Raw genomic sequence first — 16,850 nt, 5'->3', positions numbered from 1 at the left:
GCCGTTACCGCTGCCGTCGGCTGCAAGCAGCAGCGGTAGCGGAGAAGGCCACTCCGGCATCAACTCTGCCGTCAGCAGCTCCTAGCCAGGGTCCGTGGCAGACGCCCGCCCGGGTGTCCTGACCGTCAGGAGTTTGCTGTGCTTGCTCACCACCTCGCCGGCGCCGCGGCCGAGCTGTTGGCCGCTCCGACTCCGGCTCCTCTCCCTCCCCCGGGTCTGGAGAGCGCAGGCAACATGTTCATCGGCTGGATGAAGTGGATCCTCATCGTGGCGGGCGTCGGTGGCCTGCTCATCTGCGGGATCATGATGGCCGTCGGTCGACGCAACCGGTCGGCATTCGCCGCCGACGGCGCCGCCGGCATCCCGTGGGTGCTGGCGGGGTTGACGTGCGGGGCGGTCGCCGCGGTCGTGGTCGGCACGGTTATCCCGGGCTGAGCCATGACCTACGACGTCATCGACCGCGCCCGCCGCGCCACGCGCCGCCGGCTCACCACCATCTGCCTGACTGCGGTGGCACTCAGCGCTGCCGGGGCCGCCGCCGTTGTCGCCACCACGACCCCGAGCCGGCCTGCCGACTCACCCCCGGGTCGCGCGATGTCGACCTTCGCCGTCACCGGCGCGACCCCCGGTAGCGAGACGCAGAGGCTCACCGATCTCGAGTGGGTCGACGTCGCCGGTGTCTCGGTGCCCGTGTCGAGCCGCTCCGGTCCTCGCATCACCAACGGAGGGCAGGCGCGCGGGTTCACGCACGACCAGGTCGGCGCGCTGCTCGCTGCCGTACACATCGTCGTACGCATCAACCCGCAGGTCGGCCCGGCCGTCTTCGAACCGACGCTGCGCGACCAGGTGGTCGGGCCGCATGCGGCCGCGATGCGGGTCCAGGTCGCGCAGGCGTACGACGAGCTCCGCGCACAACTGAGCGGACAGCCTCTCGGACGCTTGAACGCCATCCTGCGGGGCTACCGCATCGTCAGCTACCGCGATGACGAGGCGGCGGTGCGGCTGCTGACCGAAGCGCCGGGCGCCAACGGCGTACCCCTGGCGGTGGTCGCCGAGGTGCGCGTGCGCTGGACCGGCTCCGACTGGGCGCTGCTGGCGCCCGCCGGCGGGACGTTCGAGCAGACCGTGATGGCGGCGTCGGACGCCGATACCGCGACGTTCCTTCCCTTCACCGTAGGTGGGTGACCTGATGCCGCTCTGCAATCCGTTCCTGCCCGCCACCTGCTCCGGCGTCATTGTCGGCGGTGTCAACCCGGGCGCCTCGGTCCGCGACTCGATGGTCAACGGGATCCTCGACGGTCTGGCCAACGCAGTCCGGGAGGGGATCGAGTGGGTCGCCGGCCTGCTGACCAGCTGGACGTTGATCCCGTCGAACAATCTGTGCCCGACCAATGGCTCGGATCCAGGGCGATGGGCCTCCGACTGGATGGCCCAGTGCAACTCGGCCGGTGGCCCGGCGCAGCAGCTGCGCGGATTCATGCTGCCGCTGACGATCCTGGTCCTGGTCGGGGGTTTGGTCTGGCAGGGCATCACGATCGTCGTCAGCCGCCGGGGTGAGCCGCTTCTGCAGGCCGTACGCGGCGTCTGGAACACCGCGTTGTGGGGCAGCATCGGCGTCGCCGGTACCCACCTGGTCCTCAAGGCCGGGGACAGCTACTCGATGTGGCTGCTCAACGAGGCGCTCTTCAAGGAGTCCAATAAGCCGCCCAACGAGGCGATGACCACGGCGCTCGGTGGGGTGTTGCTCCCCGGCGCGGCGGTGGCGCCGTTCGTGATGATCCTCGTCGGCATCGTGGTCATCCTCGTCGCCGTCGTGCAGACCATCCTGATGGTCTTCCGCGAAGGCTCGGTGGTCATCCTGGCCGGGCTGCTGCAACTGGCCGCGGCCGGATCCGTCAGCCGGGGCACGAGCCAGTGGCTGCACAAGACCCTGGGCTGGTCGCTGGCGCTCGCGCTGTACAAGCCGGCGGCCGTGTCGGTATACGCCACCTCGTTCGTGATGATGCGCGGCAACGGGCGCGACTGGCTGATGGGCCTCGGCATGCTCGCCCTGTCGGTGATCGCCCTGCCGGCGCTGATGAAGTTCTTCACCACCTTCACCGGCGGCGTCGCCTCCGCAGGCGGCGGCCTCGGCATGGCCGGCGCCGGCGCGGCGGCCGGCCTGCACGCCGCGTCGTCGGTGCGTGGGGCGGTCGGTGGCCACAGCGCCGGCGGTCACGCCCGCTACCTTGACTCCCAGGGGCCGGGTAGCGGCGGGGGCGGCGGCCCGAGCGGGGCGGCAACGGTCCCGTCGGCTCCCGCACCCACAAGCGGGCCCGGCGGTACGAGCGGTAGCGGGCCGAAGGTCATGAACGGCACCGTCACCGGCGGCTCGACCGGGCCGGTAACGCCCGCAGCGACCGGATCGGCCGGTGCCGGCGCTACCGCGTCCACCGGTGGTGGCGCTGCTACCGGGGGCATGGCCGGGGCCGGTGCGGCGGGAGCGGCGACCGGGCCGGCGGCACCGGTGGTCATCGGCACCGTGTTGGCCGCTCAGGCCGGGACCGCGGTGGCAAAGGGCGTTGCGAACACCGCCGGCTCCGCGATGCGAGACGGGAGCTCGCCGTCGTGAGCAGCGATCAAGCGCAGGTACGCACGTACGGCGGCTGGCGGCGCGCTCGCGGCATGGGTCTGTTCGGGCTCGGGCCGATGCAGACGTTCACGGTCCTCGCGGCGATCACCGCGCTGATCGTCTCCGGCTCGCTCGGCCTGCGGGCGGTGGCCGTTACCGCCGGCCCGTGTGCGCTGCTGGTAGCGCTGCTGGTGCTGCGGTGGGACGGAGTGCCGCTGTCGGCCGGGCTCGCCCAGCGGCTGCGGTGGCTGGTCGGCAGCAGTCGCGGCTACACCTCGTACCGCTCCGGGGTAATGGTGGCCGGTGAGCATGCCTGGCAGCTGCCGGGCGTGCTCGCGCCCACCACCTTGCTGACCGTCGCCGACGAGAGCGGCGGCGGGTACGCGGTGGTTTACAACCGGCGGCTGGGAACCATGACGGTGACGCTGCGCTGCGCGGCCACCTCCACCTGGCTGGCCGACCCGGACGCCAGCGCGGCATGGGTGGCCAACTGGGGCGGATGGCTGGCGAACCTGGGCTACCTGCCGATCGTCGACCACGTCGCGGTCACCGTGGACACCGCGCCGGACCCCGGCTCCCGGCTGGCCGACCACGTCAGCCGGCGGATCGTGCCGCACGGGCCGGCCTCGGCCCGACGGGTACTGCAACGGCTGGTGGAGGTGTCCCCGGCGGCCGCCGCCGACGTGGAGACCCGGGTGTCGGTGACGTTCAAGCCCGGCGCCTCCCCCAGCAAGCCCAAGAACCTCGACGAGGCCCTGGACGAGATCAGCCGCACCCTGCCGGGTCTGCAGGACTCCCTGGGCAGCTGCGGCCTGACCGTGCTCGACTGCGCCAGCGCCGACACCATCTCGGCCATCGTGCGTACGGCGTTCGACCCGGCCGCCCGCGGCGACGTCGCGCGGCTTGCGGCGACGCCCGGGCTCGATCTGGGCCGGTGGGTGGACTGGGACAGCGCCGGACCCGTGATGGCCGAGGAGCACCTCGACCGGTACGTCCACGACTCCGGCACGTCCGTGTCGTGGGCGTGGCACGAGGCGCCACGTCAGCACGTGCACGCCGACGTCCTCGCCCGGCTACTCGCCCCCGGCCCGTACCCGAAGCGGGTGTCGCTGCTCTACCGGCCCTTCCCCGCAGGGGAGGCCGCGCGGGTCGTCGAGAGCGAGGTCAACGCCGCGGCATTCCGGGCGGCGTACCACCGGGCGCAGAAGCGCGACGAGTCCGCCCGCGACCACGCCGACCGCGAACGGGCCCTGCAGACCGCACGCGAGGAGGCGACCGGCTCCGGGGTGGGGCTGATGTCGCTGTTCGTCACCACCACCGTGGTCTCCGCCGAGGATCTGGGGCGGGCCGTAGCCGACATCGAGTCCCGCGCCGACGTGGCCAAGATCCGGCTCCGTCGGCTGCGCGCCAGCCAGGCCGCCGGCTTCGCCACCACCCTGCCCTGCGGCGTGTGCCCACCGCAGCTGGCCCGCCACTGGCCCCACTGACCTCACCACCAGGAGAAACTCGATGACGAGCACCGTTACCGCCCCTGCCTGGGGTGTACGCGCGCCCGGCGCCGGTCGGGCGAGCCACATCGCTCCCGGCATGGAGTACCAGGGCACCACCGTCCAGCTGTGCGGCCTGTTCCCCTTCGTCGCCGGCTCCGGAGCACCCACCATCGGCGTGCCCATCGGACGACACATGCTGTGGGGCGAGGTCGTCTGCCTCGACCCCCTCGAATGGCTCCGCGAAGGCCTCATCACCAACCCGGGGGTGTTCGTCCTCGGCCAGCCCGGCGTCGGGAAGTCCACCGTGGTCAAACGGCTCATCACCGGCATGACCGGGTTCGGCACCAGCGCGCTGATCCTCGGCGACACCAAGCCTGACTACACCCGGCTCGTCGAGCACCTCGGCGGGCAGGTCATCCGGGTCGGGCGCGGCCTAAACCGGCTCAACCCGCTGGACTCCGGCCCGCTGGGCAGCGCACTCGCCCGCATGGGCACCGCCGACGCCCGCCAACTACGGCTGGAGATCCGCGGGCGGCGCATGTCGCTGCTGCTGGCGCTGTGTGCCCTCGTACGCGGACAGGCCCTCAACAACACCGAGGAGATCATCCTGGGGCGGGCCATCGACGTACTCGCTGATCGTCTCGACCGCGACCCGACGGTGCCCGACGTGCTCGGCCTGGTCGAAGCCGGCGCCGACGAGCTGCTGACCGCGGCCCGGGCGCGCACCGACGGCGAGTACCGCCGCCGCGTCGACCAGCTCGTGCCCACGCTGGCGCTGCTGTGTGAGGGCAGCCTGCGCGGGGTGTTCGACGGCCCGACCACCAAGCCGCTGGACCTGGACGCCCCGGCCGTCAGCGTCGACATCTCCCAGGTCGCCGCCGCCGGCGACCAGCTCGTCGCCGCGGCGATGCTGTGCACCTGGGCGTACGGCTTCGGCATGGTCGACGCCGCGTCCGTGCTGGCCGACCAGGGCCTGGCGCCGCGCCGGCAGTACCTCGGCGTCATGGACGAGCTGTGGCGGGCGCTGCGGGGTGCGTCCGGGCTGGTCGAGCACGCCGACGCGCTCACCCGGCTCAACCGGCAGCGGGGCATGGCCAGCGTGATGGTCACCCACTCCCTCGCCGATCTCGACGCCCTACCCACACCCGAGGACCGCGCCAAGGCCCAGGGCTTCATCGAACGCTCCGCCATCAAGATCCTCGCCGGGCTGCCCCCGCGCGAGCTGAACCGCATCAACGACGTCATCAAACTGTCCGGCCCGGAACGCGAACTGGTGGCGTCCTGGGCCGCACCGGAGGCCTGGTTCGCCGGCTCCGTGCACCCGGGCCGGGGCAAGTACCTGATCAAAACCGGTGAGCGCAACGGACTGCCGGTGTCGCTGACCCTCGTCGGCGAGGAATGGGAGCTCTACGACACCGACGCGGCGATCCGGCAGGTGCAGCCATGAGCACCCGGCCGATCGAACCCCACGGCGCCGCCGGCGGCCCGCTCACCCCGTTCCTGCTGCTCGGCCTGGCGTGGGCGGTGATCGCGCTGATGTGGCAGTCCTGGCTGGCAGGGCAGATCGCCGCCGCCGTGACCGGGCAGCCCGCTGCTGGTCCGGACTTCGGGTCCTCCTACCTGGAACACCTGCTGCGCGCCGAATGGGCCGCGCTCTGGCCCGGGGTCTCCCCCACCACGGTCGGTGTCGTCTACGCGGTGCTGCTGCTGTTGCTGGTCGGTGTGGTCGCCGTAGCGGCGGTGTGGTGGCAGGGGCGCAAGCCCCACGCAGAGGACCCGCTGCCGTCGCTCGCCGGCCCGCCCGAGGTACGGGCGATGACGTTGCCGGCGGTCGCCACCAAGGCCCGACGCCTGCGACCCGGCCTGGCCCGCGTGCCGGTGAAGGAGATCTCGGCTGAGGCGGCCGGGGTCGTGCTCGGCGCACACCGGCGCCGGCGCGGCTCAGGGCCTCGGCTCTACTCCTCCTGGGAGGACGTCATCCTCGCGGTGATGGCACCCCGCGCCGGCAAGACAACCGCCCTGGCCGTGCAGTCGATTCTGAACGCGCCCGGGGCCACGCTCGCTACCAGCAACAAGCCCGACCTGTGGGCCACCACCGCCACCGCACGCGCCGAGCGCGGCAACGTGTGGGTGTTCGACCCGCAGTCCATCGCCCACGTACCGCAGGACTGGTGGTGGAACCCCCTCGCCGCAGTGGAAGACGTCGAGGACGCCCACCGGCTGGCCAACCACTTCGTCCAACAGGTACGTAACTCCCACGGCAGCGACGACTTCTGGATCCAGGGCGCGCTGGACCTGCTCACCTCCCTGATCCTTGCCGCCGCGATCGAGGGCCGCACCCTGACCTCGGTTCAGGCGTGGCTGTCGGACTCCACGTCCCGCGAGCCGGCCACGATCCTCAAGAGCCACGGCTTCGGCGCCTCCGCCCGCGCCATGTCTGGCCGGCAAGCTGGCGCTCCCGAGACCCGCGAAGGGCTCTACGAGACCGCCCGCACCGCTGCGGCCTGCCTGGCCAACCCGACCATCATGGCCTGGGTCACCCCACCCAACCGGCCCCTGCCAGCGCTGGACGTCGAGGCGTTCGTCGAGAGCACCGACACGCTCTACCTGTTGTCCAAGGATGGCGCGGGGGCCGCGGCGCCGCTCGTTGCCGGACTCACCGATCAGGTGCTGCGCGCTGCGGTCACCGTCGCCGAAGCGCACGGCGGCCGGCTCGACCCGCCGCTGGTCGCCTGCCTCGACGAGGCCGCGAACATCTGCAAAATCAGAGACTTGCCGGAGCTGTACAGCCACTTCGGCAGCCGCGGTATCATCCCGCTGACCATCCTGCAGTCCTACCGCCAAGGCACGCGAGTCTGGGGCGAGCACGGCATGGACGCTCTCTGGTCCGCCGCCACGGTCAAGCTGGTCGGCGCCGGCATCGACGACGCACGCTTCGCCGACGACCTGTCCCGACTCGTCGGCGAACACGACGTCACCATTGCCTCCCGCAGCCGTGAAGGACAGGGCCGCACCTCATACCAGACATCGGTGCGCCGGCAGCGGATCCTCGACCCCGCGCAGATCCGAGCGTTGCCGAAGGGCACAGCACTGCTGTTCGCCACCGGGCTCAAGGTGGCCATGCTCAACCTGCTGCCCTGGTACGACGAGCCGAGCGCCGAACGGCTGACCAGCGCCGTTGCCGCTTCTACCGCGGAGATGGCCCGTCATGCGGAACGCACGCGTGCTGCGCGGAGGGTTCGGATGATGCAACGCTCCTGGCGGGGCTAGGCCGGGCGAAGCTAGCTTGGACAACGGAGGTAGTCCATGGGCGAACCTCGACTTACTCCCCCGTCCTCCCCGACACGCGGACTCGGGCTCGATCCCGGACGACTGATCGCGGCCGTCGAAGCCGCGGTCACGTACTACCACGACCAGCTCGTCCACGCTGACGGTCCCCGCGCGTACCTCGTCGATCGTGGCCTCGGTGCAATCGTTGAGCGGGAGTGGCCGTGGCGGGTCGGGTACGCCCCAGCTGGCCGGAGTTCGCTGACGCGTCACTTGCGTTCCATGGGCTTCAGTGACGACGAGTTGGTCGGTGCGGGGCTGTCGAGGTGCGTGCGAGCGCGGCGGCTTACCGACGTGTTTAGGGACCGGATTGTGTTTCCGGTACGGGATCCGGCCGGGCGCGCGGTGGCGTTCCTGGGCCGCGCCGGGCCTGCGGCCCGTGACGGGGTGCCGAAGTACATCAATAGTCCTGGAACTGCGATCTACGACAAGGGACGGCTGCTGTTCGGGGTGGCGGAGCAGCAGGATCGCCTCGACGCGCGGTGGACGCCGGTCCTGGTGGAAGGGCCTGCGGATGTCCTCGCGGTGTGGCTGTCCTACTCCCGATCGGGCCGGCAGGGCGCGGTCGCCCTCGCGCCGTGCGGCATCATGCTCACCTGCCACCAGGCCGCGATGCTGCGGGAGCTACCTGGCGCCGCAGAAGGAATTGTTGCTGCTTTCGACGCGGATTCGGCTGGCCGTGAAGCAGTGGATCGGGCTTGGCAGCTGCTTCGGCAGCCACGGTCGCCCGGGCCGTTACTGGTGGCTGAGTTCGCTGCCGGTGCTGACCCGGCGGACCTTTTGCGACAGCCGAACGGAAGGGCCCAGTTGCGGGCCGCGTTGCAGCAACGAGCAAGGCCGATGCTCAACGCATTGGTGGATCACCGTCTCGCCCGGCTCGTCGAGCGGCATCCACGCTTGCTGGAGGACATCGACGGTAGGTGCGCCGCAGTACGCGCCTTAGTGCCGCTGCTGTATGAGGCGGCGAGCCCGGATGAGGCGGTCCGCGTCGGGCGACGCATCGTCGAGCTCACCGCGGTCGGGGTCGACACCGTCGCAATCACCGCGCTCACGCACCTTATAGAAGCGCTGCATCGTCCCTAACTCGCTCTCAAGGTGGCACCGGAACCTTGAGTACCCAGACAGAGCGATCGAAGGCGACCTCATCTGACGAGAGCAGCGCTCTCAATCATAATACGGAAACCGCCCGCTATCGCCGTGACTGGTGCAGGCGTGCGGCCATTCTGCGAGTGACCTCCTCCGACCGCGACGTTGAGTTCAAGGATCGGCGCGATCGGCATCCGAACGCATTCGTTGTCAAACATGATCCGATTCCCGGTGCGCCGCACGTCGTCCACCACCGCGCGGAATGCCTCGGCTCCGTTTGGCTGGGGTTATAACTGGACGAGCACTACAGCAAGACCTGCGGTGAGACGCTAGAGAACGCGGCGGCATGGGCCGATCGGGCGCCGGGTCCGTCGAGCTTCATCGCTGCTTCTTTCGCGAGCCGGCAAACCCAGTCGCGGTTAGGTGCGGAGCTAGCAGTCGCGCCGACGCCCTCGCCTGGCTCCCGCCGAATTTCGCGAGGTGTAGCTGCCGGGTCGGTGCTCAGTCGGTCAGGATTAGGAGGATGCCTCTGGGATTCGGACGCTCGACGAGTCCACGGCGCTGAAGTTCTTTGACTGCGGCGGTGCGGACGCCCTTGACCTCGTAAAGGTTCAGGTCGAACGCCTTCATTAGCCAAGGGTAGAGAGGCTCGCGGCAGACGCGTCGTCCGTCCTCGACGGTGGCGTGTGCTTGCACGAACTGGTAGACGGCGTCGGCGTACTCGGCAATAGCGACCATGGCGACTCCATATGAATTGTTTCTATGTCTAGTCCGCCAATTCCCCATTAATGAGATGGCCAAAGCGCTCGGACTTTGTTTTATACAATCGACGGACATTCTCGTTTGGTTTACTCACAACAAGTGGCTCGCGCTCGACTGTAAGCCCGCGTCGCGCAAGGTGCATCACCTTTTCGGGGTTGTTTGTCAGCAGGCGAATCTTCTCGACGCCGACTGCCTTAAGGTATTTGGCGACTGGTTGAAAGTCTCTTCCTTCTGGCTCCACCCCAATCGCCGTTCGGGAATCCCAGGTATCTGTACCCTGCAGCTCTAGCGCCGTTGCCGCCACCTTCGCAGCAAGTCCAGCGCCTCTCCCGTCCATTCGTAGATAGACGAGCGCTCCACCTTCCTGGCGTAACCGTTTCATGGCGAGAAGCAATTGGTCGGAGCAGTCGCAGAGAAGGCTACTGAGAACCTCTCCGAAGACACACTCGGAGTGAATTCGAACTAGAGGCCACTCCATTGACCGACCTTCACCGAACCATATAACCAAGTCCCCATCAACTGCGCCACTCAAGAATGCAGCTTCGACCTCGAGCTTTCCCCACGTTGCGGTCGGTATGGTCGCACTGAAGCCCGCAAATTCCTTACCCGAACCAGTCACCCCTTCGCCTCCCGACTGATTGCCGCGTATCGTGCAGTGCGAAGCGCGCCCCTTAGCTCTTCGGACATGTGAGCAAGCGACGCATCCCCATCTCCGAGCTGCACTACCGTGACCCTCGGGTGGTTGCGCAGTCGGTCGAGCTGCGCCGACCTCTCCTGGCCAATCGCACCCAAAAGTGTCACGGAGGGCTCATCGATTAGCCTTTCGACCATGTCAAGGAAGCCTGGTTGTTGAAGTTGCAGTGGGCCGATCTCGTCCAGAACCACAACCTTGCCGCTTCTCGCTGCATCTACAAGGAGAGGCATCGACTCCGTCAGGGCGTTCCCAACTACCTCATAATTTCGAGGACCAAGGCGATTTGCGAAAGCTCGAGGTGTTGGTTGGTCGGTGCTACTAAGGTCGAAGCCGATCCGCTCAGACGTCTCGGAGTCGATTCGAATCCGCGCTGGCGTTAGTAAGTAATACAGAAACTCGTCGGATCTGAACTGCTCAACCAATTGCGCCAGGAGCGTCGTCTTGCCCGCTCGTGGCGGCCCTTCGATAAGGATAACTTTGTGGGCGTTGACAAACAACCTGTGATGCTCTTGCAGATAATGATCAAATGTTCGAGGCGATGCTGCGGCATCGAAGACGAAGTCCAGTTTGTCGGAGAACGGTACGCGATATCCGGCGAGCCGAACAAGACCTCGACGGTATCGGACATTCGGAGAGTTCGAGTCGACGAGCAGGAACGTCGCGTCAACTGGGTAGGGCAACCAGCGGACCTGGACCTGGTTTCCGGTAGCTCCGGACTCGCTTACGATATCCGCCAGCTGCGCCATAAAAGCGGACGTGCGGAATTCGATATCTCGCGGCTTTAGGTTAGCATTCCGAAGCGCGAGGAGTGCAGCGCTAGAACTGTCCGGAGCTGCCAACACGGCAGTAAGGGACCCGCCGGAGCGGAGAATCGCGACGATTCTCTTCCGTCCAGTCTCGCTCACAAGTGAACCAGTCTCCTGAACCAGGATGACCGTTTCTCGGGCCTCGTCCAGTAGTGCCAGATCACTTTGCTCGCGACCAAAGAAGCTATCCGCAGTACAGCCATTTCCGGTACGGGCCGCCGCCTCGAATTCAGTGAGCGACCGCTTTATTTCTTGACCCTGCCGGCGCTGACGCAGGGACGATACGGCAAGGACGGCCAAAGTCGCGAGGGTGGCGTTGGTGACAACAGCACTGCCGACAACATCGGCCATTCCTCCAATACTTACAACTACAGCAAGTGTGAGCGCAACTGCACTGTCTAGGTTATCCCGGGCGGCCTTCCAGGAAGTCCGGAGCCTGTTCATTACGGATCCCCCTTGTGCCCAGTTCACGCCCATTACGACTCAAACAAGCTGGTGCAGGCGCGGTGTCGTCCCCATACACGCTCCATCATCACCACGTCGTCAAGCCAGAGGCAGGACACGCCAGGCAGCGCACTTGGTCGCTAGCCGGCCTTTCTGGTCCGCGGCCGCCGCCTGGAACCACGGCTGACCTCCTCTGGACGGCGGGTGGTCGTGTCGATGGAGTGAGAGGCGTGCTTGTGACCGCCGGCCAGCATGGATTCGGCCTCGTTCTCGAGCGGTGGCCATCCTGGTACATCGACGGCGGCATTGAGTGCGTTGTCCGGGCTCGTCGGCTCGTGTCGGCTGATTGATGCGGTATCTGAAGGCCAGGTGTCCTCATCTGCCGCCGACCGCGCGCGCCGGGCCGGGTGAGCGGATCGGTCGATTTGAGTGCGTTCACCGAGGCTTGGTGATGCCATACGGTAGCTGGTTCAGATCCAGCCGCGGTCGCGGGCGTACATCAGCGCCTCGGTGCGATTGCGAGCGGACATCCGGCCGTAGAGCTCCCGCAGGTGCCGGAACATCATGCGCTCCGAGTAGCCGACGCTCTTCGCGAGCTCTGCCACCGTGCCGCCGTCGGCAAGCTGCCGGAGCCAGGATCGTTCCTGCTCGGACGGCATGTCGACGGCACGCTCGTCGGTCGCGAGTGACCGAACGACGTCAACGGGAAGAAGAGACTGGCCGTCGAGCAGAGCGACGAATGCTCGCTGCAATTCGGCCGGCGAACACGTACGGGCGACGGCGCTCGCAGCGCCGCCCCTGACCGCTTGCACGTACGACCGGATGTCCGGCTTGTCGATCAGCACGAGGATCGGCAGCGCGGGGCGACGCTCGTGCAGCTCGGCAAGGACGTCCCAGCCGAAGTCGCGGGAAAGCCCGAGCACCACTGCCTGATCTACGTCGTCCAACCAGCGCACCACATCGTCCGGCGAGTCAACGGCATGGCCGAGCTCCCCCAGCGCGGCGGCGACACCGCGGCGGCATAGCGGCAGCGGGTCGACCACGGCGACGCGAACACTCATCGATCTGGCTGCCTCCCGGCGTAGATCTTCCGCCGCGGGACGTTCGCACCACCATCGTCGAGGGGCCATTTCCGCCGGCCGGTGTGCGACATGAACCACCCCAGCCGTGGCGTACCCCTGTCACCGGAGTCGTCGTAGACCGGCAGCTGAAACCGGCCGTAGCGTCCCTGCCGGGGGTTGGATGATGGTTGATGAAGACTTTGGCATGCCGGATACGCCGTGGATCGACGACAGCGACGAGTGGGGTCACTGCCAGTACAACCCTGCGGGTGGGGAACTTGTCGTGGGCCAAGCGGTGCGGCTGAATCTCATCGACCCGAGCCCCTTCAACGACCCGCCAATCGGGCAGATCGTCCGAATCACATCCTGGCACGGACGCCGATACGCGATGGTCCGCTGGCCGGACGGTGAGAAACCTGTGCCGCGGTGCTTTCTCGTCAAGGTGTGAAGTGCCCGTCGACCTTCAACCCGCCATGGCCGGCGCCGCACGCAGCCCGATGTGCGCGCGTCAGCATCGTCTGATCGGCGCGATCGCCGAACTGCCTGAGGACCAGGTCGTTGTAGGAGAGAACGCCAGGCTCAGCCGCAATCGCTCGCGCGGCAGCGAAAGCGGTGACGGCTTCATCGATTGGATGATCGCCGAGCAGGGCCAACCCGCAGCGTACGATCCCCTCGGCGTCCCAGAGCTGGTAATCCCGATCACCGCGAACATCACGCCCATCGAGGGCACGGAGGAGATTGAGCGCTTCGCCGAAAACCTGGCGGGCCTTGTCATGGTCGTGCTGGCGGATCGCGGTCAGACCCTGAACTCCGAGGATTCCAAGCGCCCCGGGCCTGCTCGCATATCGAGCGCCGCGATCGGCCGCCTTCCCGGCCTCATTGACATCCGCTGTGTCAAGGAGCGCCAGGCTCTGGGCCAGATTCGCTTCACGCAGCAACCTGTGGTTGTCCAGGCGGACGCCGATCGCGGCGGCTTCGACGGCCAGGTCTAGGGCCGTGTCTGGGCGTGCCGCCACCAGCGCGGTCGTGGCCATCGCGGCCAGCACCTGACCGCGGGGTAAATCGTCGCTGGCCTCCTCAGCCAGGTCCAAGGCTCGTTGAAGAAGCCGGTTGGTGAGCCAGTAGTCGCCGCGTTGCCGAGCCACCCAGGCCCGCGCCCGGAGCAAATGAATCCACGTCCCATCCCGGGATCGGGGTGGCGTCAACTCCCGCGTGAGTAGCGCGGCCTCGTCTAGCTCTGTCTCGGCCTCGTCGAAAGCGCCCGCCTTGACCAGGCACCGCGCTCGGCCCGCCCGGGCGTTAATCTCCACGCCCATCAGATCGTTGCGGGCCGCGTCCACCGTCGCCCGCCGGAAGTACCGCTCGGCATCCGCAGTGTGGCCCATGTCCACGAGGGCATTGGCCAGTTGCACGGTGATGGTCGGCACGTTGCGTGGGCTGCTCAACTCGGCGAATTGCAACGCATCCCTGATGTCGCTCAGGTCGTCGGTATGGCCCTCGAACTGGCGCCGAGCTGCGACCAGGTACGAAAGGTTCATGCCCTCCAGCTCGGGCCGCCTGAGGTGTCCTCTGAGCTGTTCGCGCCAAGATCGGAGGACGTGGCTCTGACCCCACCGCGTCAGGAAGTTGTCGTCGATTCGGTTCATCACTCGCAGGGCGTGTTCCCAGCGACGTGACCGCAGGCAGAGCTCCACCTCGCCGTACTGGGGCCAGAGGTCCTCCGCCCGCTTCGGTTCCGGCAAACGCTGCGACGCGAAATACATCACTCCACGCCGCCAGAGAGCCTCGACCGTGAGGGCGCTCGGCGAGCCCGCCTCGTCCTCGGTGACCAGCGAAGCAAGGGCCAGCTCTGCCTCTGCCGCCGGGAGATAGTAATGCTCGTCGTAGCCGCGAATGACGAACGCCGCCGAGAGCGACCCCAGCAGAGACTCGGCGTCCAACGCCGGTGCCACCTCTTTGAGCAGCGCGGTGACGGCCCTTGCCGGGACCTGCCGGCCGAAGACGGCCAATGCCTGCACAACCCTGCGCTCGTCGAGGCTCAGGCGCTGAAACAGGAATTTAAAGAGCTGCGCGTACGCCTGGGAGGGCTCAGTAAGCACGCGGGTCGCGGCATCGAGGGTGGCCAGGCCGTACCGCACCACGATTCCAGCGACGCACTCCAGCGCTCGTGGATGACCGCCGGTGCGGTCGAGCAACAGCTCGATCCGGTCCGCCGGTATCGTCCCATCGCCAACCAATCCTCCCAGGAATGACTTAGCGTCCGGGACAGGAAGCCCGCGGTCGAGGTTCACCGGCTCGGTACGGCCACCCAGCGCGGGGGCAAGGGCGTCCGAACCGCCGGACTCCGCGCCTCGGACCGACATGACGACCTTGATCTCGTTGTCCTGCCCGGCCAGCTCACGCAGAAGGTCGGCAAGGTCGCGATCTCGCCAGGCGCCGCTGCCGTCAAAGAGCTCGTCGGCGTCGTCAATGACCACCGCAACCGGGCGTTTGCCCAGCGCCGCGATCACCTTGGGCAGAATCACTCGCCACGGGTTACCGCGCACGTCTTCGACGAGGTCGGCAGGTGCAGTCGGACCAGCTGCCGCCACTAGGTCTTCGAGCAGCGTCGGCACAGTAATCCACCGGTATCCGCGAGCGGAGAAGTACACAAATGCTCGCAGCGCCGTCGCACCCTTGCCGTCTACGTGTTCATCGCGGAGCGTCCGCAGCATGGCGGTCTTCCCGATGCCATCTCCGCCCTCAAGCCGCACCAGCCGGAAGCCCGGACGGGACACGGCGTTCGCCAGGAACTCTCTCTCCCTCTTCCGATCTCGAAAAACGACCGTGGCGATCGAGGGCATCTCGTTGATCACCAGGAAGTCGTGATTCGGCGCGCCCGTCCGCAGCCGGCCCGGATCCGCCCGAGCGATCGGCGCTTGCCCGGCGCTGCCGATCGTGTCCAGGGCGCTCGCCAGGTCGGTGATTCCCCGGCGATAGCTGCCGGTGAAATCGACTTCATGGCTTTCGGGAAGGTCGACCGGTGGCCGGGCCCCGTACTGCTGTCGCAGCACCACGATCGGCTTGTTCCGTTCGGCAGCGAGCCGCAGGAACGCGACGCAGAAATTGGCGTCGCTCTGCCGGGCGCTCTCGGCGGTCAGGACGAACAAGACGACCTCGGCCTTGTTGAGGATCTTGTCTATGGCGGCTTCGGTGGAAATGGGTTCGGGCCAATGAAACGGAGTTACATGGTCGAGTGAGAGCCTTGCGCTCCGGGTGAGCCGGTCGACGAACTCGTCCGCGCCGGCATGACAGATGAAGGCGGCGACGTGGTTCGGGCTGTTCCGTGCGTTGGGCCGGAGCAGGACTGACGCCGTCTCCAGAACGCGTTCCGCTGCCTTCGCCCAGGTCACCGTTGATTGCAGACGATCGCGCAGGTCAGCGGCTGCTTGGAGACGTATCTCAGCTGGCTGTCGGAGCACACGGGCGATCGCTTGCGCCCACTTCTGCCCATCCTGAGCAGCGTCCTTCGTCACCGGCACGATCATCCCCGGCGCCTCTTGCTGTAGTAGGCGAGCCAGCCCACTTCGGTTGCTGACCAGCGCCGGCGTCCCGGCCTTGATCGCCTCGACGCCTGCCAGGCCGAAACCCTCCGCCCGGGAGGGCATGAGCACGAGATCGGCGCGAACGAGCTCGTCCTGTACCGACTTACTGTTGGTCGTGTACCTCCGTAGGCGGATGTCCAACCCTTTGATGCCGGCCCAGTCCTGGACCGCTTGGCGGGTCGCGCGCTGCTGACCGTCCTGAACACCGAGCAGAGTCAGCTCAAGGTCTTCGCCGTCCTTTGACAGGATCCGGGTCGCCTCCCCAAATGCACGTGCGGCGATGTCAACGCCCTTGATCTCGGCGTCACCGAGCCGCCCGAGAATCAGGATCCGAGTCTTGAGGCGCCGCGACGATGGCCTCTGCCGGCCCACGTCGCTTCCGTCCGGCGAGTCAAATCCCGGGTCGATCTGGACCGGCCGTACCTCCACGCCGTCGGCCGTTTCGAGATCGATCATTGCTCGCTCGTGAAGGAGGGGCCCGACGGCGAGCACGCCATCGGCCGCCCGCATCAGGCGAAGTTCTTGCTCCCACTTGAGCTCGGCGAGGCGGCCCTGGGGGTCCTCAGTTGAGTCCCGATGCCACTCCATCTCGTCCGGATCGGTATGAACGAAATGCAGGTAGACGGCGTTGTGCCAGTGAGCACGGTACTCCCGCGCGAACCTTCCGGAGACACGGCCATGTCCAATGATCACGTCAACCGGCAAATTCATCGGAAGCCGTGGGTGAGGCATCATCCGCTCGCCCTCCGAGCCATCAGGGACTCGGGTAGACAGCAACCGGACCCCACTTCGCTGCGCGTGGTCGAGGTCCTCCTCGGTCGCGGCCAGTACGAGGCAGTGCACCTCGGCGCCAGCGTTCGCGAGGGCGATGCACAGGTTACGGTTAAACGTGCCAACCCCGCCCCGTGCGGAAGGCCAGTGATGATCAATCGCGAGCACGCGGAGGGGCGGACCCGCCGTGCCGTCCAACATGACGACCATGGTG

The 16,850-nt window shown here is 67.5% G+C and carries 13 protein-coding genes; 8 read left to right on the top strand and 5 right to left on the bottom strand.

The genetic code is table 11. From position 1 onward, the window contains the following. Window positions 1–138: 138 nt before the first annotated feature. The 7 genes from O7611_RS09695 to O7611_RS09665 are packed head-to-tail and all read left to right on the top strand — an operon-like array spanning window position 139 to window position 8,511. Complete coding sequence (locus O7611_RS09695) at window positions 139–435, top strand: hypothetical protein (RefSeq protein ID WP_269696607.1); 297 nt, start codon at window positions 139–141, stop codon at window positions 433–435. 3 nt (window positions 436–438) lie between these two features. Next, window positions 439–1,185: a hypothetical protein gene (locus tag O7611_RS09690; protein WP_269696606.1), complete on the top strand. Its 747-nt coding sequence runs from the start codon at window positions 439–441 to the stop codon at window positions 1,183–1,185. Window positions 1,186–1,189: 4 nt separating this feature from the next. Continuing rightward, on the top strand, window positions 1,190–2,611 hold the full coding sequence (locus O7611_RS09685; RefSeq protein ID WP_269696605.1) for a hypothetical protein: 1,422 nt from the start codon (window positions 1,190–1,192) through the stop codon (window positions 2,609–2,611). Then, on the top strand, window positions 2,608–4,098 hold the full coding sequence (locus tag O7611_RS09680) for an SCO6880 family protein (RefSeq protein ID WP_269696604.1): 1,491 nt from the start codon (window positions 2,608–2,610) through the stop codon (window positions 4,096–4,098). Before O7611_RS09685 ends, O7611_RS09680 begins: the two co-directional genes overlap by 4 nt. A gap of 22 nt (window positions 4,099–4,120) precedes the next feature. Next, window positions 4,121–5,548, top strand: a complete 1,428-nt coding sequence (locus O7611_RS09675; protein ID WP_269696603.1) for a hypothetical protein — start codon at window positions 4,121–4,123, stop codon at window positions 5,546–5,548. Further along, complete coding sequence (locus tag O7611_RS09670; RefSeq protein WP_269696602.1) at window positions 5,545–7,371, top strand: type IV secretory system conjugative DNA transfer family protein; 1,827 nt, start codon at window positions 5,545–5,547, stop codon at window positions 7,369–7,371. The genes O7611_RS09675 and O7611_RS09670 overlap by 4 nt, the downstream gene beginning before the upstream one ends. A gap of 36 nt (window positions 7,372–7,407) precedes the next feature. Then, a complete protein-coding gene (locus O7611_RS09665) occupies window positions 7,408–8,511 on the top strand; it encodes a toprim domain-containing protein (protein ID WP_269696601.1) in 1,104 nt (367 codons plus the stop codon). 504 nt (window positions 8,512–9,015) lie between these two features. On the opposite strand, the gene O7611_RS09660 is transcribed toward O7611_RS09665, so the two are convergent. The 4 genes from O7611_RS09660 to O7611_RS09650 form a co-directional block, all read right to left on the bottom strand. Next, window positions 9,016–9,252: a hypothetical protein gene (locus O7611_RS09660; RefSeq protein ID WP_269696600.1), complete on the bottom strand. Its 237-nt coding sequence runs from the start codon at window positions 9,250–9,252 to the stop codon at window positions 9,016–9,018. A gap of 28 nt (window positions 9,253–9,280) precedes the next feature. Beyond that, complete coding sequence (ribA, locus tag O7611_RS31985) at window positions 9,281–9,895, bottom strand: GTP cyclohydrolase II RibA (protein WP_442929332.1); 615 nt, start codon at window positions 9,893–9,895, stop codon at window positions 9,281–9,283. Continuing rightward, on the bottom strand, window positions 9,892–11,127 hold the full coding sequence (locus tag O7611_RS09655) for a nucleoside-triphosphatase (protein WP_269696599.1): 1,236 nt from the start codon (window positions 11,125–11,127) through the stop codon (window positions 9,892–9,894). Before O7611_RS09655 ends, ribA begins: the two co-directional genes overlap by 4 nt. A gap of 563 nt (window positions 11,128–11,690) precedes the next feature. Then, complete coding sequence (locus tag O7611_RS09650) at window positions 11,691–12,281, bottom strand: response regulator transcription factor (RefSeq protein ID WP_269696598.1); 591 nt, start codon at window positions 12,279–12,281, stop codon at window positions 11,691–11,693. Window positions 12,282–12,465: 184 nt separating this feature from the next. Between O7611_RS09650 and O7611_RS09645 the strand changes: the two genes are divergently transcribed. After that, window positions 12,466–12,729: a hypothetical protein gene (locus O7611_RS09645; RefSeq protein ID WP_269696597.1), complete on the top strand. Its 264-nt coding sequence runs from the start codon at window positions 12,466–12,468 to the stop codon at window positions 12,727–12,729. Here the strand turns inward: O7611_RS09645 and O7611_RS09640 are convergent. Next, entirely contained in the window at window positions 12,719–16,837 is a 4,119-nt protein-coding gene (locus tag O7611_RS09640) for a glycosyltransferase (protein WP_269696596.1), read from the bottom strand. The two genes, O7611_RS09645 and O7611_RS09640, sit on opposite strands and share 11 nt — an antisense overlap. Window positions 16,838–16,850: the final 13 nt, after the last annotated feature.

It is taken from the genome of Micromonospora sp. WMMC273 (assembly GCF_027460285.1).
GTDB classification, from domain to species: domain Bacteria; phylum Actinomycetota; class Actinomycetes; order Mycobacteriales; family Micromonosporaceae; genus Micromonospora; species Micromonospora aurantiaca.
This window is presented reverse-complemented; position numbering and strand designations above follow the sequence as displayed.